This window comes from Pseudomonas sp. Leaf434 (assembly GCF_001425545.1).
In the GTDB taxonomy this organism is placed as follows: Bacteria; Pseudomonadota; Gammaproteobacteria; order Pseudomonadales; family Pseudomonadaceae; genus Aquipseudomonas; species Aquipseudomonas siliginis.
In genome coordinates this window covers 15,241-36,861 of record NZ_LMQZ01000011.1, presented here as the reverse complement: position 1 = coordinate 36,861, position 21,621 = coordinate 15,241, and the positions used below count along the sequence as shown (strand labels likewise).

The following is a 21,621-nucleotide window of genomic DNA, read 5'->3' as shown; positions in this document are numbered from 1 at the left end:
GAGGGATTAGAGCTGCAAAATCAGTGTCTTCAACGGTGGCTGCTGGTCCCGCGAGGGGAAGTCCGCACCCGGGGTCATCACGCTCCATTCGCGCACCGGGCGGCCGGCCTTTTCGGCGCAGCGCAACACTTGTTCGCGCCAGTCGTCCATGCTGACTTTCGCCAGGTTGTTGCAGCAGATCAGCACGCCATTGTCGGCGGTGGTCAGCAGCGCCGGTTTGAGCAGGCTCTGATAATCGCGTAGCAGATCGACGGTGCCGAACGCACTTTTGGCCCACGCCGGCGGATCGAGCAGGACCAGATCGTATTGGCGCTGTTCGAGGCGCTGATAGCTCGGCAACTTCTGCCCGCGCCGCACGCTGATCGGCAGGCCGGCGAGCTGGCGGATTGCCGGGAAGTAATCGGACTGAATGAATTGCATCGGCGGCAGTTGCGGGTTGAGCAAACCATTCTCGCGACCGACCGCCAGGTTGCCCTCGGCAAAATCGAGGTTGCACACCTCACGTGCACCGCCGGCCGCTGCACTGAGGCCAACACCACAGGTGTAAGCGAACAGGTTGAGCACGCTTTTGCCTTGCGCGTGATCCTTGACCCAGCCACGGGTGTTGCGCAGGTCGAGGAACAGCAGCGGATCCTGCCCGGCATGACGCCCGCGCACGCGGTAGTTCAGGCCCCATTCACGCCCGACCAGATCCGCCAGTGCGGCGTCGTCGGCTTTATAGACGCTGTCCTCGCGATCGATCCGCGAATTGCCCCGAGAGCGGTCGTTGTAGACCAGCAGGCTGTCGAAGCCCAGCGTCTGGTTGACCATGGCGTGCAGTTGCAACAGATCATCACGTTCTAGCGTCCGGTGAAAACTCTGCACCAGCAGTTGCGGGCCGTAGCGGTCGATGGTCAGGCCGCCGGCGCCTTCCTGGCTGCCGTGGAACAGCCGATAGCAATCGGTGCCCTGGCTGTGCAGCGCAGCGAGCAGGTCCTGGCGTTGATCGAGGGCGGCGCGCAGCGCCTGATTCAAGGAAGACATGCGGGCGCCTTGCTGAAAAAACGCGAAGCTTAGCAGTCGGGGAGCTACAAGCGGCAAGTTTCTAGCTGCAAGCTAAAAGCGAAAAGCTGCGCGGACCGCTTTAGCTTGCAGCTTGTAGCTAGAAACTTGCAGCTCTCAAGTATTGAGCCGCTTGTCGACGAGGTCCTGCACCACACTCGGATCAGCCAGCGTCGAAGTATCGCCAAGGCTGTCGAGCTCATTGCAGGCAATCTTGCGCAGAATACGCCGCATGATCTTGCCCGAGCGGGTCTTTGGCAGCGCCGGCGCCCACTGGATCAGGTCCGGTTTGGCGAAGCTGCCGATCTCCTTGCTGACATGCGCCAGCAGGTCTTTCTTCAGCTCTTCGTTGGCCTCGGTGCCGTTCATTGGCGTGACGAACGCGTAGATGCCCTGACCTTTGACGTCGTGGGGATAACCGACCACGGCGGCCTCGGCGATGCTGTCGTGCAGCACCAGGGCGCTTTCCACTTCGGCGGTGCCGATGCGGTGGCCGGAAACGTTGATCACGTCGTCGATGCGTCCGGTGATCCAGTAATCGCCGTCCTCGTCGCGGCGGGCGCCGTCGCCGGTGAAGTAATAGCCTGGGTAGGGTTTGAAGTAGGTGTCGATCATCCGCTGCGGATCGCCGTAGACGCTGCGAATCTGCGCCGGCCAGCTCGATTTGATCGCCAGCACGCCACTGCCGGCGCCTTTGATTTCCTTGCCGACTTCGTCAAGCAGCACCGGTTGCACGCCAAACATCGGTTGCGTCGCGCAGCCCGGTTTGATCCGTTGCGCGCTGACCAGCGGGCTGAGCATGATGCCGCCGGTTTCGGTCTGCCACCAGGTGTCGACGATCGGGCAGCGCTGTTCACCGACGGCATTGAAATACCATTCCCACGCTTCCGGGTTGATCGGCTCACCGACGCTGCCGAGCAATCTGAGGCTGGCGCGCGAAGTTTCCTTCAATGGTCCGGCGCCTTCGCGCATCAGCGCGCGCAGGGCGGTGGGCGCGGTGTAGAAAATGTTGACCTTGTGCTTGTCGATGACCTGCCAGAAGCGCGAACTGCTCGGGTAGCTCGGCACGCCTTCGAACATCAGTGTGGTCGCACCGTTGGCCAGCGGCCCGTAGACGATGTAACTGTGGCCGGTGACCCAACCGACATCGGCGGTGCACCAGAACACTTCGCCATCGCGGTAATCCAGCACGTATTTGAAGGTCATCGCCGCTTGCAGCAGATAGCCGCCGGTAGTGTGCAGCACGCCTTTGGGTTTGCCGGTGCTGCCGGAGGTGTAGAGGATGAACAGCGGGTCTTCAGCGTCCATCGGTTCCGGCGGGCAGTCGTCGCTGACCTCACGCACGGCCTGGTGGTACCAGAGGTCACGGCCCTCGACCCAATCGACCTGGCCCTGCGTGCGCTCGACCACCACCACGGTGCTGACCTTCGGGCAACTTTGCAGGGCTTTGTCGACGTTGTTTTTCAGCGGCACGAAGCGGCCGCCGCGCACGCCTTCATCGGCCGTGATCACGGTACGGCAGTCGGCGTCGAGGATTCGATCACGCAAGGAATCCGGGGAAAATCCGCCAAACACTACCGAATGGATCGCACCGATTCGCGCGCAGGCGAGCATGGCGTAGGCGGCTTCGGGGATCATCGGCATGTAGATGCACACCCGATCGCCTTTCTTCACGCCACGGCTTTTCAGTACGTTGGCCAGACGGCAGACGTGGTGATGGAGTTTGTTGTAAGTGATCTGCGCCGATTCGGCAGGATCGTCGCCTTCCCAGAGGAGGGCGGTCTGCTCGCCGCGTTGTTCGAGGTGACGGTCGATGCAGTTGTAGCTGACGTTGAGCTTGCCGCCGGCAAACCACGCCGCTTCACCGGTTTTCAGGTCATAGCGCTGGACGGTCTGCCACGGCGTGCTCCAATCGAGAAAACGCGTGGCCTGCTCGGCCCAGAAGGCACTGGGGTGTTCAATCGATTCGCGGTACAGGCGCCGATACTCGTCCTGGCTCAACTGAGCGGCCTGGCGCACGGCATCGGCTTTGGGGAGCGTGCTGATATCGAACATGACGGTTCCTTATTCTTGTGGTGCGACACGAATAAAGATGCGCCGAGCGCTGCACAGGTTCAAGTCATGTGCCAAAACAACTGTGGGAGCGAGCCTGCTCGCGAAGGCGGAATGTCAGTCAACGAAGGTGTTGAATGAAGAACCGCTTTCGCGAGAAGGCTCGCTCCCACAGGGGAACAGCGTTGTGCCCGAAGGCTTTTATCAGCCGCGATGGCGCCCGCGGAAGTAGTTGATCAGGCCTTGAGTCGAGGCATCGTCAGCCACGGTCTCGTCGCTGCCGACCAGACGGTTGTATACGCCTTTGCCCAATTCCTTGCCCAGTTCCACACCCCATTGGTCGAAGGCGTTGATGCCCCAGACCACGCTTTGCACGAACACTTTGTGCTCATACATCGCCACCAGGGCGCCAAGGCGACGCGGGCTGATGCGTTCCACCACCAAGGTGTTGCTCGGGCGATTGCCCGGGATCACCTTGTGCGGCGCCAGTTTGCGCACGTCGTCTTCGCCCATGCCTTTGTCGCGCAGTTCGGCTTCGGCTTCCGGCAGGGTCTTGCCGAGCATCAGCGCCTGGCTCTGCGACAGGCAGTTGGCGTACAGCCACTGGTGATGGTCGGAAACCGGGTTGAAGCTGACGATCGGCACGATGAAGTCGGCCGGGATCAATTGGGTGCCCTGGTGCAGCAGCTGGTGATAAGCGTGCTGACCATTGCAGCCGACGCCGCCCCAGATCACCGGGCCGGTATCGGTCGACACCGAGGTGCCGTCCTGACGCACGCTCTTGCCGTTGGACTCCATGTCCAGCTGTTGCAAGTGCTTGGTGATGTTGCGCAGGTAGTGGTCGTACGGCAGGATCGCGTGGCTCTGCGCACCCCAGAAGTTGCCGTACCAGACGCCGAGCAGGGCCAGCAGCACCGGCATGTTCTGTTCGAACGGCGCGGTCTGGAAATGCTGGTCCATGGTGTAGGCACCGGACAGCAATTCCTTGAAGTTGGACATGCCGATGGCCAGGGCGATCGGCAAACCGATCGCCGACCACAGCGAATAACGCCCGCCGACCCAGTCCCACATCGGGAAGATGTTTTCTTCGCGGATACCGAAGGCCACCGCTGCGGCGTTGTTGCTCGATACGGCGATGAAGTGGCGATACAGCTCGGCTTCCGAGCCGCCCTGCGCCAGGTACCAGGCGCGTGCAGCCTGTGCGTTTTTCAACGTTTCGAGGGTGTTGAACGACTTCGACGAAACGATGAACAGCGTGGTCTCGGCGCGCAGTTTCTGCGTCAGCTCATGGAACTCGCTGCCGTCGATGTTTGCCAGATAGTGGCAACGTACGCCTTTCTGCGCGTAGGACAGCAGTGCTTCGGACACCAGCTCAGGACCGAGGAACGAACCACCGATACCGATGTTGACCACGTCGGTGATCGGCTTCTCGGTGTAACCGCGCCACAAGCCATCATGAATTCGGCCAACCAGATCGGTGATCTGGTTCAGCACTTTGTGCACTTCCGGCATCACGTTGACGCCGTTGACCGACAATTTGTCGCCGACCGGGCGGCGCAGGGCGGTGTGCAGTGCCGGGCGGCCTTCGGAGGCGTTGACGATTTCGCCGTCGAACAGCGCCTTGATCGCGCCCTTCAGATCGACTTCATTGGCCAGGCCCACGAGCAGGTTGCGGGTCTCGGCGTTGATCAAATTCTTCGAATAATCGAGAAACAGACCGCAGCTACTGAGGGTGAACTGATTGAAACGCTGCGGATCGGCGTTGAAGGCTTCGCGCATGCTGAAATCCTGCATGGCTTGGCGGTGATCTTTCAACGCTTGCCAGGCGGGCAGAGCGGTAACGTCGTGAGGAGTGCGGTAGTACGCCATCGCTGCGGTTTTCCTTTTTACTTGAACGGCCTTTTGAACACGGTACAGATCAACCACGGGTTTTAGCGCATGGGATCAACTGCGTCGACACGAGATCTGGACACAGGGCGAATACAGTAAACCTCGCGCTGCGTTCTGTCTTGACTTTGTCTGACCAGATCCCTGTACTTTTTTAACATCCGCAGAGGAATCTGGCCGACAAACGGAGGTGCCCGGAAGACTTTCGCCCAACCGGCATGCACCGGAAACACATGTGGGAGCGAGCCTGCTCGCGAAGGCGTGGTGTCAGGCAACTTATAAGTCGCTGATACACCGCCTTCGCGAGCAGGCTCGCTCCCACAGGGAAATTCGTTGCTTGCTTAAATCGGGCTATCGAGATTCAGGTGCAGGTTGTCGATCAACCGCGTGGTGCCGAGGAACGCCGCTACCAGAATCACCAGATCGCGGTCTTCCGCCGTCGCCGGACGCAAGGTCAGGCCATGACGGATCTCCAGATAGTCCGGACGCAGCCCCGCCGCTTCCAGCACCTGCAACTGCGCAGCGATCAGCGCTGGGTAATCACGCTCACCTTGTTTGATCGATTCGGCGATGCTGCTCAGCACGCGATACACCACCGGTGCCACGGCGCGCTGGTCTTCACTGAGGAAGCCGTTGCGCGACGACAGCGCCAGACCGTCCGCTGCACGCACGGTCGGCTCGCCGATGATCTGGATCGGCATGTTCAGGTCATGCACCAGTGCGCGGATCACCGCCAGTTGCTGGTAATCCTTCTGGCCGAAGATCGCCAGGTCCGGTTGGACCATGTTGAACAGCTTGCTGACTACGGTCGCCACACCTTCGAAGTGCCCCGGACGGCTGGCACCACACAGGCCTTCGGACAATTGCGGCACGCTGACCCTGGTTTGGCCGGCCATGCCGTCCGGGTACATCTCTTCAACCGTCGGCGCGAACAGCAGGTCGCAACCGGCTTCGAGGAGCTTTTCCTGATCGGCGGCGAGGGTGCGCGGGTATTTGTCGAGGTCTTCGCCGGCGCCGAACTGCAGCGGGTTGACGAAAATACTCGCGACGACGAAATCGACTCGCTGCGTAGCCTTGGTGATCAATGCGACGTGGCCGCTGTGCAGGTTGCCCATGGTCGGCACGAAGCCGATGCGCTTGCCTTCACTGCGCGCGCGAGCGACGGCGGCACGCAGTTCGCGTACGGTTTTGACGGTGTTCATGCAGAGAATCCGTGTTCGATGCCGGGAAACGTGGTGGCTTTGACTTCACTGACGTAAGCCTTCAGCGCGGCCTGGATGCTGTCCTGACCTTGCATGAAGTTCTTGACGAATTTGGGGACGCGGCCGGTGATCGACAGGCCGAGCATGTCGTGCAATACCAGTACCTGGCCGTCGGTGGCGTTGCCGGCACCGATACCGATCACCGGAATGCCCACGGCCTGGCTGATTTCTGCCGCCAGTTCGCTCGGCACGCACTCGAGCAAGAGCATGGCCGCACCGGCCTGCTCCAGCGCGATCGCATCGGCACGCATCTGCCGCGCCTGGTTCTCATTGCGGCCCTGCACTTTATAGCCACCGAGAATGTTCACTGCTTGCGGGGTCAGGCCCATGTGCGCACACACCGGCACACCGCGTTCGGCGAGCAGACGGATCGACTCCGCCAGCCACAGCTGACCTTCAACCTTGACCATGTGCGCGCCGGCCTGCATCAGCATGGCGCTGTTGTTCATGGTCTGTTCGAGGGTGGCGTTGGCCATGAACGGCAGGTCGGCGAGGATCAGGGCATCGCCATTGCCACGCTTGACGCTGGCGACGTGATAGGCCATTTCCGCCGTGGTCACTGGCAGGGTGCTGTCGTGCCCCTGCAGGACCATGCCGAGGGAGTCGCCGACCAGCAGCACTTCGACACCGGCCTCATTGCAGGCATGGGCGAAGGTCGCGTCATAGCAGGTCAGCATGGTGATTTTTTCACCTTTCTGCTTGAGGCTCTGGAGCGTGGTCAGGGTGATGGCTGGCATGTAAAAAATCCTCGTTCAGGCGCTCTGGAAACTGCTGCGAGTCACGCGCGTGATTCTTCATCTACTCAGGCGCACGGTCTTGTGTCGTGCTTTGAAAGGCCTGGATTGCGCCCGTTCATGCCGGGTTGGCGGCAGCGGGACGCCTATAGTCGTGATGAGCCAACAGGAAGTCAATTGCGTGTGTTACCGCCTTGTTACGCGGGCGGTGTTACCGGCGTTACTGATGCGATTCAGCGGCGCGGCGGGCCTGATTGGGGGGATCTTTGTCTGACAAAAACTGGAGATTGGCAGGTGACCTGTGGCGAGGGGATTTATCCCCGTTGGGTCGCGGAGCGGCCCCATGTTTGTATACGGCTTGGTCAGATTTGGGCCTGCTTCGCAGTCCAGCGGGGATAAGTCCCCTCGCCACATAACCACATTTCACAGAAGATTTTTGTCAGGGCTGGGAGATGCGTTCGAGGCCGACGAACGGGCAGGCGGCCAGCAGGTCTGTCAGCGTGCGGCCATCGGCAAGACGCAGATCCTGCGGTGCCAGTTCAGCGAGGGGATAGAGAACGAACGCCCGCTCCTGAATCTGGTAATGCGGGACTTTCAGCCGTGGCTCATCGATCTGGCGATCGCCGAACAGCAGAATATCCAGATCCAGCGTGCGTGGTCCCCAGCGTTCCAGACGTTCGCGGCCCTGAGCGTTTTCGATCGCCTGCAAGGCGTCGAGCAACTCGATCGGTGCGAGCGAGCTGTCGAGGGCGGCGACAGCGTTGGTGTAGCGCGGCTGGCCCGGCAACAGTGAATCGCTTTGATAAAAGGCTGAAACGCCGGCAAGACTCGTCTGCGGCAATTGCCCCAGCGCCGCGATGGCGCTGCGCAACTGGTCGGCCGGGTCAGCGAGGTTGCTGCCCAGACCAATGTAGATGCGTTCCATCGCTTACTCGCCCGTCGCGCTCGAAGCGCCGGCGCGCTTGCGCTTGGAACCGCCACTGCGGCGACGTTTGCGTGGCGCGCCGCTGGCATCGTCACCCTTGCCGCTGAGGTCGCGGATCATGTCGCGACGCTCGCTGTCGTTGGCGTCCTGATAATCGGTCCACCATTCGCCGAGGCCATCGGTCTCCTCGCCGGCGCTTTCACGCAGCAGGAGGAAATCGTAGCCGGCGCGGAAGCGCGGGTTGTCCAGCAACAGATCGGCGCGTTTGCCACTGCGCCGTGGCAGGCGTTCCTGCATGTCCCAGATTTCGCGGATCGGCATGGTGAAGCGCTTCGGAATCGCGATGCGCTGGCACTGTTCGGCAATCAGCTCGTGAGCGGCTTCCTGCATCGCCGGAATCGGCGGCATGCCACGTTCCTGCAGACGCAACACGCGGGCCGGCAGTGCCGGCCAGAGCAGGGCGGCAAACAGGAACGCCGGGGTCACCGGTTTGTTCTGCTTGATGCGCAGGTCGGTGTTGGTCAGCGCTTCGCTGATCAGCGTGTGGGTGTATTCCGGGTTGTATTCCAGCGCCTCGGCACTGGCCGGGAACAGCGGGGCGAACAGTTGCAGATCAACCAGCATTTCAAAGGTGATCGCGCCGTGCCCGGAGAGGAACAGCTTGAGCACTTCTTCGAACAGCCGCGCCGACGGAATCTCGCGCAGCATCGGCGCCAGCTCACGGATCGGCTGCACGGTGTGCTTCTCGATGCCGAAGTTGAGCTTGGCGGCGAAACGCACGGCCCGCAGCATGCGCACCGGGTCTTCCTGGTAACGCTGCTTCGGGTCGCCGATCAGACGGATCAGGTGATTGCGGATGTCGTGCACGCCATTCGCATAATCGAGAATGCGCTCGCTGACCGGATCGTAATACAGAGCATTGATGGTGAAGTCGCGGCGTTGCGCGTCTTCTTCCAGGGTGCCGTAGACGTTGTCGCGCAGAATCCGCCCGCTCTCGTTGCGCGAAGACTGGTTGCTGTCTTCCTCGTCTTCGTTGATCGGGTGATTGGCGCGGAAGGTCGCGACTTCAATGATTTCGCGACCGAAATGGATGTGCACCAGTTTGAACCGGCGACCGATGATCCGCGCATTGCGGAATTCGGCACGGACCTGCTCGGGGGTGGCGCTGGTGGCGACGTCGAAATCCTTGGGCGTGATGCCCAACAGCATGTCACGCACGCAGCCACCGACCAGATAAGCCTGGTAACCGGCACCTTGCAGGCGTTCGACGATATTCACCGCATAGCGGCTGAACTGCGTTTTCTGCAGCGAATGTTGGCCGCTGTTGAGCACTTCAGGGGTGCTGCGGATGTGTTGCGTACGACGCACGGGAGTTCGGAATGACTGGAACAGCTTCTTCAGCATGGGATGCACTGTTTGAAGGAATGTTCGGCCATACCAAAAGAATGACCGCATGATGGGCGCAGATTCTAGCATTTAGTCGGGGGATGGTGTAGGACGCAGCAGATATGAGCTGCAAGCCGCAAGCTGCAAGGGTCGAACGCGGGAAAGCAGGGGAATTTCACGGAGGGGAGAAACTACAAGGGGAGCCGAAGCTCCCCAAGAAGTAGTTGCGTGCTCTTTTTATTATTGATTCGGGCTTCTTGTTTTTGTTGAGTGCCCTCGCCACGAAGTGTTTCCTTCGTGACCCTCCCAATCGGGAGCCAAGAGCAAACGGATTGCTTTGGTCGCTGAATTGCAGTGATCTGTCGATCCAACCAGTACAGGCTCTGTCTTAGGACAGTTTTTGTTGTTCTCGGCCTGGTCGTGGGGCAAGCCCCAAATACAACGCCTCTCCAAAAGAATCAGTTAGCTGCGCCTCTCGCCGTCTTGTTTTTATTGTGCGTGAGTCGATTCGTCTTATTTTTGTTGTCTTGTGCATTGCTTGTTATTGTTCTTGTACCAAACATATAGCAGGGTGCGTGCCAACTTTTGCCAAGCCCAGTAAAACAAGGGGTTAGGTCGATATAACCGTTTTGCAGGGGCGAAAAAAAGCCGGGGTTTCGTTACCGATAACCCCGGCTTCTGTTACGTGAATCGACTGCGGTAACAGTTTTTTCACATTGTCATGCGTTACCCGCGCACGCTGTGGGTAACGCTCAGCTTTCGCTGGCGACCCCGGTCTTGCGTCGTGGAATGCCCAGACGCTGGCGGCGTTCCCACAGGCATTTGCGGCTGACGCCCAGTTTGCGTGCCAGTTCGGTCTCGGTCATGTGGTCCTGATGCTCGAGGACGAAGTGCTGGAAATAGTCTTCCAGCGACAGATCCTCGGTCGGCTCATGGCTGCTGTTGCTGGCGTTACCGCCGGTTTGCGGCGGCAGACCGATGAACTCGTCGTCTTCCAGATCGCTCAGCTCGATGTCGATGCCCAGCAGGTCGGCCGAAATCTCCGGGCTTTCGCTGAGAATCACCGCGCGCTCAACCGCGTTTTCCAGCTCACGCACGTTACCGGGCCACGAATAGTGCCGGATCGCCTGTTCAGCGTCGGCAGCGAATTTCAGGTCGGTGCGATTGATCCGCGCGCTCTGGCGAGCGAGGAAGGCATTGGCGATTTCGTTGACGTCGGCGCCACGCTCGCGCAGCGGCGGCAGCTTCAGGGCAATCACGTGCAGACGGTAATAAAGGTCTTCACGGAACTGGCCGATTTTCGCCAGGCTCTTCAGATCGCGGTGAGTTGCAGCGATCAGCCGCACATCGACTTTCTGCGACTGTACCGAACCTACGCGGCGGATCTCGCCCTCCTGCAGAACCCGCAGCAAGCGAGCCTGGGCTTCGAGGGGCAGTTCGCCGATCTCATCGAGAAACAAGGTGCCGCCGTCCGCCGCTTCGACCAGACCGGCGCGACCGGCGCTGGCCCCGGTGAACGCGCCTTTCTCGTGGCCGAACAGTTCGGACTCGATCAGGCTTTCCGGAATGGCTGCGCAGTTCACCGAAATCATCGGCGCCTTGGCGCGTTTCGACAGATTGTGCAGGGCGCGGGCCACCAGTTCTTTACCGGTGCCGGACTCACCCTGAATCAATACGTTGGAATCGGTTGGCGCGACCTTGCGGATCTTGCTGTACAGGTCTTGCATCGGCGGGCAGGAGCCGATGATGCCGATTTCGCCATTGCTGTTATCCACAGCGGCTTTGCCATTGCCGGCGGCAGGCTTGCTCGCCGTGGCTTCGCCGGCAGCTGGCGCCGACTGACGATCACGCAGGATCCGCGCAACCGCCTGGAGCATTTCATCGTGGTCAAACGGCTTGGCGATGTAATCTACCGCGCCCATTTTCATCGAGTCGACCGCCGAGCGCAGGCTGGCGTAACTGGTCATGATCAGCACCGGTGTGCCTTGCCCGAGCTTGATCAGCTCGGTGCCCGGAGCGCCCGGCAGGCGCAGGTCGCTGACGATCAGATCGAACGTAGGAATGGTGAAGCGTTCTTGTGCTTCCTGCACTGATCCGGCTTCGCTGACCTGGTACTGGTTGCGTTCCAGCAGGCGGCGCAAGGCGGAGCGGATAATGGTTTCGTCTTCGACGATCAAAATGTGCGGCATTGATTCGATACTCTCGACGGTCTCAGTTCACAGCGGACGTCGCTTCGACATGACGCGGTAAGGTCACCCGGATACGGGTGCCGCGTTGGCTTTGTACATCAGCCGGGCTGTCGATGGTGATTTGTCCATAATGCTCTTCAACGATGGAATAGACCAGTGCAAGGCCCAGACCGGTGCCTTCACCCGGATCCTTGGTGGTGAAGAAAGGTTCGAACAATCGGTCCATGATGCTCGACGGAATACCGCTGCCTTCGTCTTCGACGATCAGATCGACCGTGTGTTCGCCGGCTTCGCTCTTGACCCGTACCGCACTGTGCGGCGGCGAGGCGTCGCGGGCGTTGGAGAGCAGATTGATCAGCACCTGGGCAAGCCGTTGCGGGTCGCCTTCGACCCAATGATCGGGATCGCACAGGTTGTAGAACTGCACTTCGAAATTGCGCCGGTTCAGCGCCAGCAGGCCGATGGCATCCTGCGCGACTTCGGCCAGACACACCGGTTCGTCGTTGTGCTGATGACTGCCGGCATGGGCGAAGCTCATCAGCGACTGGACGATGCGCGAGACGCGTTTGGTCTGCTCGAGAATCTGCCCGCTGATTTCCGTCAGCTCGCCGTCGTCTTCGCGCTCTTCGCGCAGGTTCTGCGCCAGGCAGGCGATGCCGGTGATCGGGTTGCCGATTTCGTGGGCCACACCCGCTGCGAGTCGACCGATGCTGGCCAGCCGTTCGGAATGCACCAGTTTATCTTCGAGCATCTGCGTTTCGGTCAAATCCTCGACCAGTAACACCAGGCCACTGTTACCCGGGGCCAACGGCTCGTCGATTGCCGCTTTGTGCAGATTCAGCCAGCGGGTCTGACCATCGAGGGCCAGATGCTGTTTGTGCAAATGCTCGTCGGGCAGGTTGATGAAGCCTTGCAGCAGCTCTTTCCACGGGTTGGCGATGGTACTCAGACGCGAACCGACCACTCGCTGCGCAGCGATGCCGGTCAGCTCTTCCATGGCCTTGTTCCACATCAGGATCTCCTGATCCTTGGCCAGCGAGCAGACGCCCATCGGCAGTTCCTGCAAGGTCTGGCGGTGGTAGCGGCGCAGGGCGTCGAGTTCGGCGGCCAGGCCGGTGAGGCGCGAGTGGTAATCCTCGAGACGGCTTTCAATGAAGTGAATGTCTTCGGTGACGTAGTTTTCGCCGCCAGCCTTGTAGGGCAGGAAGGTTTCCACCATATCCTGCGCAACGCTCGGACCCATCAGGCCGGACAGGTTGGCCTCGATGCGGTCGCGCAACCGGCGCAAGGCATACGGCCGGCGTTCATCGAAGGGCAGATACAAGTCGCGCAGCGCTTGCTCGACTTCTTTCTGCGCAGCCTTGGCACCCAGCGGCTTGGCCAGTTGCGTGGCGAACTCCTGCGGCGAGGCGGCGTGCAGTTCGCGGCGTTGCGGGCGGCGCACGTTATCCACCGCACAGGCTTCGGCGGCGCTGGCTTCTTCCGGGCTGGCGTTGGTGAACAGCGAGATCAAAGTGAACATCAGGACGTTGGCGGCCAGCGAGGCGATGGCCGCCATGTGCCAACTGGTGTCGTCGAGCACGTAGATCATGTTCAGCAGCGGGATATAGAAACCCTGCAGATTGCCGACCAGCGGCAGCAGCATGGTCACCACCCAGACCGTGATCCCCGCCAGCAGACCGGCGATGAAACCACGGCGGTTGGCGGTCGGCCAGTACAGCACCGACAACACCCCGGGCAGAAATTGCAGGGTCGCAACGAACGCGACGATGCCGAGATTGGCCAGATCCTGCTCGACGCCGAGCATCAGATAGAAACCGAAACCGGCCATGATAATCGCCACGATCAGCGCCCGACGCGTCCATTTCAGCCAGCGGTAGATGTTGCCTTCGGCCGGCGGCTGATAGAGCGGCAGCACCAGATGGTTCAGCGCCATGCCCGACAAGGCCAGGGTGGTGACGATGATCAGGCCACTGGCGGCGGACAGGCCACCGACGTAGGCAAGCAAGGCCAACGGTTTGCTGTTGGCGGCGATGCCGATGCCGAGGGTGAAATATTCCGGGTCTGTGGTGGCGCCGAGTTTCAGTCCGGCCCAGAGAATCAGCGGTACGGCGAGACTCATCAGCAGCAGAAACAGCGGCAGGCCCCAACTGGCGCTGACCAGCGAGCGCGGGTTGAGGTTTTCCGTAAAGGTCATGTGATACATGTGCGGCATCACGATCGCCGAGGCGAAGAACACCAGCAGCAGCGTGCGCCACGGGCCTTCCTGCAACGGCGTGTGCAGGGCGGCGAGGGCCGTCTGGTTTTGCAGCAGCCACAGTTCGAGCTGTTGCGGGCCGTCGAACACACCATACAGCGCATACAGGCCAACGCCGCCGAGGGCGATCAGTTTGATGATCGACTCAAAGGCAATCGCGAACACCAGCCCTTCGTGTTTCTCGCGCGTGGCGATATGCCGGGAACCGAAGAAAATCGTGAACAGAATGATCAGCGCACAGAACGCCAGCGCCACGCGGCTCTGCACGCGTTCGCCGGTGAGGATGCCGATCGAGTCGGCCACTGCCTGAATCTGCAGGGCAAGCAATGGCAAGACGCCAATCAGCATGAAAATCGTGGTCAGCGCGCCGGCCCAGGTGCTGCGAAAGCGGAAGGCAAACAGGTCGGCCAGCGACGACAGTTGATAGGTGCGGGTGATCTTCAGGATCGGATAGAGCAGCACCGGCGCCAGCAGAAATGCACCGGACACGCCGAGATAGCTGGACAGAAAGCCGTAACCGTACTGATAGGCCAGGCCCACCGTGCCGTAGAACGCCCAGGCACTGGCGTAAACCCCCAGCGACAGGGTGTAGGTCAACGGGTGGCGAATGATCGCGCGCGGGATCATGCCCCGTTCGCTGACCCAGGCAACGCCGAACAGCGCCGCCAGGTACGCGGCGCTGATCAGGATCATCTGGGTCAGGCTAAAGCTCATCGGCATCTTTTTGGCTCTGCAGGATGAAGGTCACGACAATCAGGATCAGCCAGAGCAGATAAGGGCGATACCAGGCGCCCGTCGCGTCGATCCACCAATCCATGATGGCGGGGGAGAACAGGTAGATCCCGACGACCAAAAGCAGGACCAAGCGATAGATGTACATCCCGGCCTCTCTTTTTTATGCGCGTGCCCGAAAACGTGCGGCGATGGTAACGGATGGGCGCGCGACTGCAAGTGTCGTCATTGCAGTTGCGCTTCGGGCAGGGTCAGTGTGCGCGGGATCTTGGCAGCATCCCAATGTGCGCTGCCCCAGGCCAGCAGTTCGCGCGGCGAAGCGTGAGCCAGTTCGGTGCCGGGATGCTGCCCCAGCGCGCGCAAGGCCCGCAGCAGCAACGGTGTGGCCTGATCAGCCTCAAGCGGCGGCGAACGGTAGGACTTGCCGAGTTTGTTGCCATCCGGCTGGGTGATCAGTGGCAGGTGCAGATAGCGCGGCTGTTTCAGGCCGAGCAGTTCTTGCAGGTACAGCTGACGCGGCGTCGAATCGAGCAGATCGGCGCCGCGCACAATATCGGTAATGCCTTGCCAGGCGTCGTCGAGCACCACCGCCAATTGATAAGCGTAGAGACCATCGCGCCGACGAATGACGAAGTCGCCGACGTCGCGGCCCAGGTGCTGACGGTATTCGCCCTGCACGCGATCGATGAAGTGGTATTCCAGCTCCGGCACGCGCAGGCGGATCGCGGCGTCGTGCTGATCATGCCCGGCATTGCGGCAAAACCCCGGATAAATCCCGTGATAGGGCTCCAGTTGTTTGCGCGAGCAGGTGCAGGCGTAGGCAAGGCCATGGTTGAACAGGCTGTTGAGCACTTCGGCGTAGGCAGCGTGCCGATCGCTCTGGCGGACCATTTCGCCGTCCCATTCGAAACCGTAGCTTTCCAGCGCCTTGAGAATCGCCGCTTGCGCACCGGGCTCTTCGCGCGGCGGATCGAGATCTTCCATGCGCACCAGCCAGCGCCCACCGACGGAGCGGGCGTCGAGGTAAGACGCCAACGCAGCGACCAGCGAACCGAAGTGCAGGTGGCCACTGGGGGTAGGGGCGAAGCGGCCGATGTAGGCGGGGGATTTGGCAGTCATGGAGGCGATAAAGGCTATTCAGAATTTGAGCAGGTTACCTCTGTGGGAGCGAGCCTGCTCGTGAAAGCTGTGTCAGTCATGAAAGAGTTATCTGAGAGGACGCTTTCGCGAGCAGGCTCGCTCCCACAGAGGCAGACGCAGGTTCCGCGGGCAAAACACAGAAACAAAAACGGAGCGTTCACACGCTCCGTTTTTCGTTCAGGCCGAGATTACTTGCCGACCTGCTTTTCCTTGATTTCCGCCAGGGTCTTGCAGTCGATGCACAGATCCGCGGTCGGACGGGCTTCGAGGCGCTTGACGCCAATCTCGATGCCGCAGGACTCGCACCAGCCGTACTCTTCGTCTTCGATCAACTGCAGGGTCTTGTCGATTTTTTTGATCAGCTTGCGCTCGCGGTCGCGGGCGCGCAGTTCGAGGGAGAACTCTTCTTCCTGGCTGGCACGGTCGGCCGGGTCAGGGAAGTTGGCCGCTTCGTCTTTCATGTGATCAACCGTACGGTCGACTTCCTGCATCAAGTCCAGTTTCCACTTGTTCAGGATCTTGGTGAAGTGCGCGCGCATCGGAGCGCCCATGTACTCTTCACCCGCCTTCTGAACGTAAGGTTCGAAGCCGCTGATCGACGTTTGCTGCTGTTGCTTTGCTTGGGTGGGCATGAAATGGACCGCCTCTACTCTTGTAATCCATTGCGCAGGATTGCTCCATCACCGACACCTGCCGGCCCTGCGGCTGCAAGCGGGCGAACTTACCAGATCAAATCAGCCTGCGCTACTCCCGGATGTCGAGCCCCCGGCGGGTGGCGCTTGCAGATGTCTGACAAGCCGTGTCTGTGGGAAGGGAGACCTGTTCAATCACTGATTTTAGTCAATCCTGGAGCGTACGTTCAGATCGTTACAGTCCAGCGTTCTTGAGGCTGTGACCTTCACGGGTTCTCGCTCGTTCCGGCAGACAGGTAGAATCGTCTCTTTTTTCCGTCGAAGGCATTCCAATGGCCCCCTACAGTGCGCGCAGTCGTGCGATCGAACCGTTCCATGTGATGGCGCTGCTGGCGCGGGCCAATGAATTGCAGGCCGAAGGCCACGACGTGATCCATCTGGAAATCGGTGAGCCGGACTTCACCACCGCCGAGCCGATCATTCGCGCCGGACAAGCTGCGTTGACGGCGGGCAAGACCCGCTACACCGCCGCCCGTGGCATTCCCGAACTGCGCGAGGCGATCGCCGGTTTCTACCAATCGCGTTATGGCCTGAATATCGACCCACGGCGGATTCTGATCACGCCGGGCGGCTCCGGCGCGTTGTTGCTGGCCAGTGCCCTGTTGGTCGATCCGGGTAAACACTGGCTGCTCGCCGACCCGGGCTACCCGTGCAATCGGCATTTCTTGCGGCTGGTCGAAGGCGCGGCGCAATTGGTGCCGGTCGGGCCGGAGGTGCGTTATCAACTGACCCCGGATCTGGTGGCGCGGCACTGGGACCACGACAGTGTCGGCGCCCTCGTCGCTTCGCCGGCCAACCCGACCGGAACCCTGCTGACCCGCGATGAACTGGGCGGATTATCCACAGCCATCAAGGCCCGGCACGGGCACTTGGTGGTGGATGAGATCTACCACGGCCTGACCTACGGTACTGATGCTGCCAGTGTGCTGGAAGTCGATGACGGCGCTTTTGTCCTCAACAGTTTCTCCAAGTATTTCGGCATGACCGGTTGGCGCCTGGGCTGGCTGGTGGCGCCAGACGCGGCGGTCAGCGAATTGGAAAAGCTTGCGCAGAACCTCTACATCAGCGCGCCGAGCATGGCGCAATACGCTGCGCTGGCCTGTTTCGAGCCAGCCACCATTGCGATTCTCGAAGAGCGCCGCGCCGAGTTTGCGCGCCGTCGCGACTTCCTCCTGCCGGCGCTGCGTGAACTCGGTTTCAACATTGCCGTTGAGCCTGAAGGTGCGTTTTATCTGTACGCCGATATCAGCCGTTTCGGCGGCGATGCCTTCGCGTTCTGCCGGCATTTCCTCGAAACCGAGCACGTCGCCTTTACGCCGGGACTGGATTTCGGTCGTTATCAGGCCGGTCATCACGTGCGCTTCGCTTACACACAAAACCTCGCACGTTTGCAGGAAGCCGTGGAGCGCATCGCGCGCGGCTTGAAGAGCTGGCAAGGCTGATGCGCTTTTATCCTGCTCTGGAAGAAGCGCGGCTGATTCGACGTTACAAGCGGTTTCTCGCCGATATCGAGACCGTTAGCGGCGAGTTGCTGACCATTCACTGCCCCAACACCGGCTCGATGCTCAATTGCCAGGTCGAGGGCGGGCAGGTCTGGTTCAGCCGCTCCAACGACCCTAAACGCAAGTTGCCCGGCACTTGGGAGATTGGCGAAACACCGCAGGGCCGGCTGTTTTGTGTCAACACCGGGCGCGCCAACGGTTTGGTTGAGGAAGCCTTGCAGGCTGGGGTGATTACCGAGTTGAACGGCTTTACCGCGTTGAAGCGTGAGGTTGCCTACGGACAGGAAAAAAGCCGCATCGACTTCCGCCTCGAATACCCCAGCGGCCCGGCGTATGTCGAAGTCAAAAGCGTCACCCTCGGCTTCGACGGCACGGCGGTGGCGGCGTTTCCCGATGCGGTGACCCAGCGCGGCGCCAAACATCTGCGCGAGCTGGCGCATCTGGCGCGCGACGGCATTCGGGCGGTGCAGTTGTACTGCGTGAACCTCACCGGCATCGATGCCGTGCGCCCGGCCGAGGAAATCGATTGGGCTTACGCCGAGGCGCTGCGTGAGGCGGTCGCGTGCGGTGTCGAGGTGTTGGCGTACGGCGTGCGCCTGGACCATGAAGAGATGGTCATCGACCGCCGACTCGATGTGCGGCTCAACGGTTAAACGTCGACCCACACGCCTCGTGTATCTTCCCGGCATTCAATTGCCGTGAGTGACTGCCCGGCGCAGGGGCCGGCGACGCATTCGCCGTTCTCGATCAGAAACAGTGCGCCATGGGTGGCGCACTGGATCAGACTGTTGCTGGGGTCGAGAAACTGGTCGGGCTGCCATTCCAGCCCGACGCCGCGATGCGGGCAGCGATTGAAGTAGACATAGACCTGCCCGCCACGACGCACGGCGAAAAGCTTTTTGCCTTCAATTTCGAAACCGCGACTGCCGGCTTCGGCCAGATCACTGCCGGCGCAGAGAAACTTCATGGCTATCCTCTAATGTCCGCTCGTGTCTGGATATGTCCGAGCTTGACGTTCAAATGCAAACAATTATCAAATGGCGACCTTCTCCCACAGGGAGTCTGGCCGTTGCCGAGGATACTTGGCTCGCTGCGCCGATGCCCGGGAAACCTTGTTCAAGGAAGCTGTGTATGCGCCTGAAAACCCGCGTTGCCGTGCTGTGCGCCGGCCTTTTGCTCTGCCATCAGGCGGCTGCGGCGGATTTACCGCAACGCTGGGTCAGCGCCGGTGGCGCGCTGTCGGAATGGGTCAGCGCACTGGGCGGCGAGTCGAAGCTGGTGGGGGTCGATACCACCAGCCAGCATCCCGAATCGTTGCAGGCGCTGCCGAGTATTGGTTATCAGCGCAGCCTGTCGGCCGAAGGCATCTTGAGCCTGCGTCCGGACATTCTGATCGGTACCGAAGAAATGGGGCCGCCGCCGGTTCTGGCGCAAGTCAAAGCAGCCAAGGTACAGGTCGAGTTGTTTTCAGCCCAGCCTGATCTGCCGACGCTGGAAAAGAATGTCACTCATCTGGGCCAGTTGCTCGGTGCGCAAGAGAAGGCTGCGCAGTTGCTGGAGAATTATCAACAGCAGCTCCAGGCGCAGACAGTGCGAGTTGCCCAAGTGCAAACCACACAGAAAGCCCCCGGTGTGTTGCTGCTGCTCGGGCACGCCGGCGGCAAGCCGTTGATCGCCGGCAAGGACACTGCCGCCGATTGGCTGCTGCAACAGGCGGGCGGGCACAACCTCGCGACGCATACCGGCTACAAACCGTTTTCTGTCGAATCCCTCGCCAGCCTCGATCCCGAAGTACTGGTGTTCGCTGACCGAGCGTTGACCGGCGAAGCGGCAAAAGCCGCGTTGTTCAAGGAAAACCCCATCCTCAATTCCAGCCGCGCGGCCAAGAGCGGGCGGGTGATGGAGCTGGACCCGACGCTGCTGGTTGGCGGTCTCGGGCCACGGTTGCCGGCTGCTTTGCAAACCCTGACGGACAATTTCTACCCGGCCAAGGGCGGCCAATGACCACACTGGTCAAACCCCGTGGCTTGTTCATCGGCCTGACATTGTTGTGTCTGCTGGCGATCTGGCTGTCGCTGGCATTGGGGCCGGTGAGCCTGCCGCTGTTTGACACTTTGCGCGCCGCGCTGCGTCTGGTTGGCGTGCCGCTGGCGCCGGAGGGGCTGGAGCAGGCCGAGCTGATTCTCGGCCAGATCCGCCTGCCGCGAACCTTGCTCGGCTTGGCGGTCGGTGGCGTGCTGGCGCTGTCCGGCGTGGCGATGCAGGGTCTGTTTCGTAATCCGCTGGCGGACCCGGGGCTGGTCGGGGTGTCCAGTGGCGCGGCACTTGGCGCGGCGATTGCGATTGTCGGCGGCTCGTTCTTTGGCGGCCTGCCGGAGTGGTTCGGGCCGTATCTGTTGTCGGTGTGCGCGTTTCTTGGCGGGCTCGGGGTGACGGCGCTGGTCTATCGGCTGGGCAGGCGCAACGGTCAGACCCACGTGGCGACCATGTTGCTGGCCGGTATCGCGCTGACGGCGCTGGCCAGTTCGGCGGTCGGTCTGTTCACTTACCTGGCCGATGACGCCACGCTGCGCACCCTGACCTTCTGGAACCTGGGCAGCCTCAACGGCGCCAGTTACGCGCGGTTGTGGCCCTTGCTGATCATCACCATCGGCGTGGCGCTGTGGCTGCCGCGTCGGGCCAAGGCATTGAATGCCTTGTTGCTCGGTGAATCCGAGGCCGGTCATCTGGGCATCGATGTCGAACGGCTCAAGCGCGAACTGGTGTTCTGCACCGCGCTGGGTGTCGGCGCGGCGGTGGCCGCTGCGGGCATGATCGGTTTTGTCGGGCTTGTGGTGCCGCATCTGGTGCGCCTGCTGGCCGGCCCGGATCACAAAGTGCTATTGCCAGCCTCGGTGCTGGCGGGTGCGAGCCTGTTATTGCTCGCCGATCTGGTGGCGCGCCTGGCGCTGGCGCCGGCGGAGTTGCCGATCGGCATTGTCACCGCGTTTATCGGCGCGCCGTTCTTCCTTTATCTGCTGCTGCGAGGGCGTGCCTGATGTTGTCCGCGCACGATCTGCATGTCCGCCGTGGCCGCAAAGCGGTGCTCAGTGGGGTTACGCTCGGGCTCGAACCCGGCGAGGTGCTTGGGGTGCTGGGGCCGAACGGCGCCGGGAAAAGCACGTTACTTGGCGCCTTGTGCGGGGAGTTGCTCGCCAGTGACGGCAACGTTTCGCTCGATGGTCAGGCATTGAGCTATTGGAGCGGAACACAGCGGGCACAACGACTGGCGGTGTTGCCGCAGGTGTCGACGCTGGATTTTGCCTTCGCCGTCGAAGAGGTCGTCGGCATGGGCCGTTTGCCGTACCAGACCGGGCGCGTACGTGATGACGAAATCGTCGCGGCAGCGCTGGCCGCCGCCGATGCCGGGCACCTGAGTGGGCGCAGCTATCTGGCGTTGTCAGGTGGCGAGCGTCAGCGCGTGCATCTGGCGCGGGTGCTGGCGCAACTCTGGCCGGGTCAGGCCGGGCAAACCTTGTTGCTCGACGAACCGACATCGATGCTCGATCCGCTGCATCAGCACACCACCTTGCAAGCGGTGCGCGAGTTCGCCGATCGCGGCGCGGCGGTGCTGGTGATCCTGCATGATCTGAATCTTGCGGCGCGCTATTGTGATCGCGTGCTGTTGCTGGAGGAGGGGCGCCCGGTTGCGCTGGATACCCCGCAGCAGGTGCTGCGTCCGGATACGCTCAAAGCGGTGTTCGGCCTGGAGGTTTTGGTGCAGCCGCACCCGGAGCGTGGGCATCCGCTGATCATCGCCCGCTGATCAATCATCGAGGTGTC

Annotated in this window: 18 protein-coding genes; 5 read left to right on the top strand and 13 right to left on the bottom strand. The window is 61.4% G+C overall.

Annotation, left to right across the window (positions count from 1 at the left end):
- Positions 1–6: 6 nt before the first annotated feature.
- The 12 genes from ASG55_RS22255 to dksA all read right to left on the bottom strand — a co-directional run bounded on the left by ASG55_RS22255 (position 7) and on the right by dksA (position 16,237).
- Positions 7–1,023 (bottom strand): class I SAM-dependent rRNA methyltransferase, encoded by a 1,017-nt coding sequence (locus tag ASG55_RS22255; RefSeq protein WP_056790428.1) that lies wholly within the window; start codon positions 1,021–1,023, stop codon positions 7–9.
- Positions 1,024–1,158: 135 nt separating this feature from the next.
- A complete protein-coding gene (acs, locus tag ASG55_RS22250) occupies positions 1,159–3,096 on the bottom strand; it encodes an acetate--CoA ligase (RefSeq protein WP_056790425.1) in 1,938 nt (645 codons plus the stop codon).
- Between the two features lie 201 nt (positions 3,097–3,297).
- On the bottom strand, positions 3,298–4,962 hold the full coding sequence (gene pgi, locus ASG55_RS22245; RefSeq protein WP_016773160.1) for a glucose-6-phosphate isomerase: 1,665 nt from the start codon (positions 4,960–4,962) through the stop codon (positions 3,298–3,300).
- A gap of 359 nt (positions 4,963–5,321) precedes the next feature.
- Positions 5,322–6,182: a pantoate--beta-alanine ligase gene (gene panC / locus ASG55_RS22240; protein ID WP_056790423.1), complete on the bottom strand. Its 861-nt coding sequence runs from the start codon at positions 6,180–6,182 to the stop codon at positions 5,322–5,324.
- A complete protein-coding gene (panB, locus tag ASG55_RS22235) occupies positions 6,179–6,979 on the bottom strand; it encodes a 3-methyl-2-oxobutanoate hydroxymethyltransferase (RefSeq protein ID WP_041477826.1) in 801 nt (266 codons plus the stop codon). Before panB ends, panC begins: the two co-directional genes overlap by 4 nt.
- 436 nt (positions 6,980–7,415) lie before the next feature.
- On the bottom strand, positions 7,416–7,901 hold the full coding sequence (gene folK / locus ASG55_RS22230; RefSeq protein WP_056790420.1) for a 2-amino-4-hydroxy-6-hydroxymethyldihydropteridine diphosphokinase: 486 nt from the start codon (positions 7,899–7,901) through the stop codon (positions 7,416–7,418).
- A 3-nt stretch (positions 7,902–7,904) separates the two neighbouring features.
- A complete protein-coding gene (locus ASG55_RS22225) occupies positions 7,905–9,305 on the bottom strand; it encodes a polynucleotide adenylyltransferase PcnB (RefSeq protein ID WP_056790418.1) in 1,401 nt (466 codons plus the stop codon).
- A 734-nt stretch (positions 9,306–10,039) separates the two neighbouring features.
- Positions 10,040–11,476 (bottom strand): sigma-54-dependent transcriptional regulator, encoded by a 1,437-nt coding sequence (locus ASG55_RS22220; protein WP_039761623.1) that lies wholly within the window; start codon positions 11,474–11,476, stop codon positions 10,040–10,042.
- Between the two features lie 22 nt (positions 11,477–11,498).
- Complete coding sequence (locus ASG55_RS22215; protein WP_024014332.1) at positions 11,499–14,453, bottom strand: sensor histidine kinase; 2,955 nt, start codon at positions 14,451–14,453, stop codon at positions 11,499–11,501.
- Positions 14,437–14,613, bottom strand: coding sequence for a hypothetical protein (locus tag ASG55_RS26900; RefSeq protein ID WP_003176118.1), 177 nt, complete (start codon positions 14,611–14,613; stop codon positions 14,437–14,439). The genes ASG55_RS22215 and ASG55_RS26900 overlap by 17 nt, the downstream gene beginning before the upstream one ends.
- 77 nt (positions 14,614–14,690) lie before the next feature.
- Positions 14,691–15,584, bottom strand: coding sequence for a tRNA glutamyl-Q(34) synthetase GluQRS (gene gluQRS, locus ASG55_RS22205; protein WP_041477830.1), 894 nt, complete (start codon positions 15,582–15,584; stop codon positions 14,691–14,693).
- A gap of 209 nt (positions 15,585–15,793) precedes the next feature.
- Positions 15,794–16,237, bottom strand: coding sequence for an RNA polymerase-binding protein DksA (gene dksA, locus ASG55_RS22200; protein ID WP_041477831.1), 444 nt, complete (start codon positions 16,235–16,237; stop codon positions 15,794–15,796).
- A gap of 332 nt (positions 16,238–16,569) precedes the next feature.
- Between dksA and ASG55_RS22195 the strand changes: the two genes are divergently transcribed.
- Together ASG55_RS22195 and sfsA are read left to right on the top strand one after the other, a co-directional pair.
- The gene (locus tag ASG55_RS22195) at positions 16,570–17,739 is read left to right on the top strand and encodes a pyridoxal phosphate-dependent aminotransferase (RefSeq protein ID WP_056790414.1); all 1,170 of its coding nucleotides are present in this window, start codon (positions 16,570–16,572) and stop codon (positions 17,737–17,739) included.
- Positions 17,739–18,452, top strand: a complete 714-nt coding sequence (gene sfsA, locus ASG55_RS22190) for a DNA/RNA nuclease SfsA (protein ID WP_024014329.1) — start codon at positions 17,739–17,741, stop codon at positions 18,450–18,452. Before ASG55_RS22195 ends, sfsA begins: the two co-directional genes overlap by 1 nt.
- Here sfsA and ASG55_RS22185 read toward each other — a convergent pair.
- Positions 18,449–18,766, bottom strand: a complete 318-nt coding sequence (locus ASG55_RS22185) for a Rieske (2Fe-2S) protein (protein ID WP_056790410.1) — start codon at positions 18,764–18,766, stop codon at positions 18,449–18,451. The two genes, sfsA and ASG55_RS22185, sit on opposite strands and share 4 nt — an antisense overlap.
- 164 nt (positions 18,767–18,930) lie before the next feature.
- On the opposite strand from ASG55_RS22185, the gene ASG55_RS22180 reads away from it, so the two are divergent.
- Genes ASG55_RS22180 through ASG55_RS22170 form a run of 3 tightly spaced genes read left to right on the top strand, consistent with a single transcriptional unit; the run spans position 18,931 to position 21,604 of the window.
- Entirely contained in the window at positions 18,931–19,803 is an 873-nt protein-coding gene (locus ASG55_RS22180) for a heme/hemin ABC transporter substrate-binding protein (RefSeq protein ID WP_056790407.1), read from the top strand.
- A 50-nt stretch (positions 19,804–19,853) separates the two neighbouring features.
- Positions 19,854–20,837, top strand: a complete 984-nt coding sequence (locus ASG55_RS22175) for a FecCD family ABC transporter permease (RefSeq protein ID WP_162999784.1) — start codon at positions 19,854–19,856, stop codon at positions 20,835–20,837.
- Complete coding sequence (locus tag ASG55_RS22170; protein ID WP_056790406.1) at positions 20,837–21,604, top strand: heme ABC transporter ATP-binding protein; 768 nt, start codon at positions 20,837–20,839, stop codon at positions 21,602–21,604. Before ASG55_RS22175 ends, ASG55_RS22170 begins: the two co-directional genes overlap by 1 nt.
- Positions 21,605–21,621 lie beyond the last annotated feature (17 nt).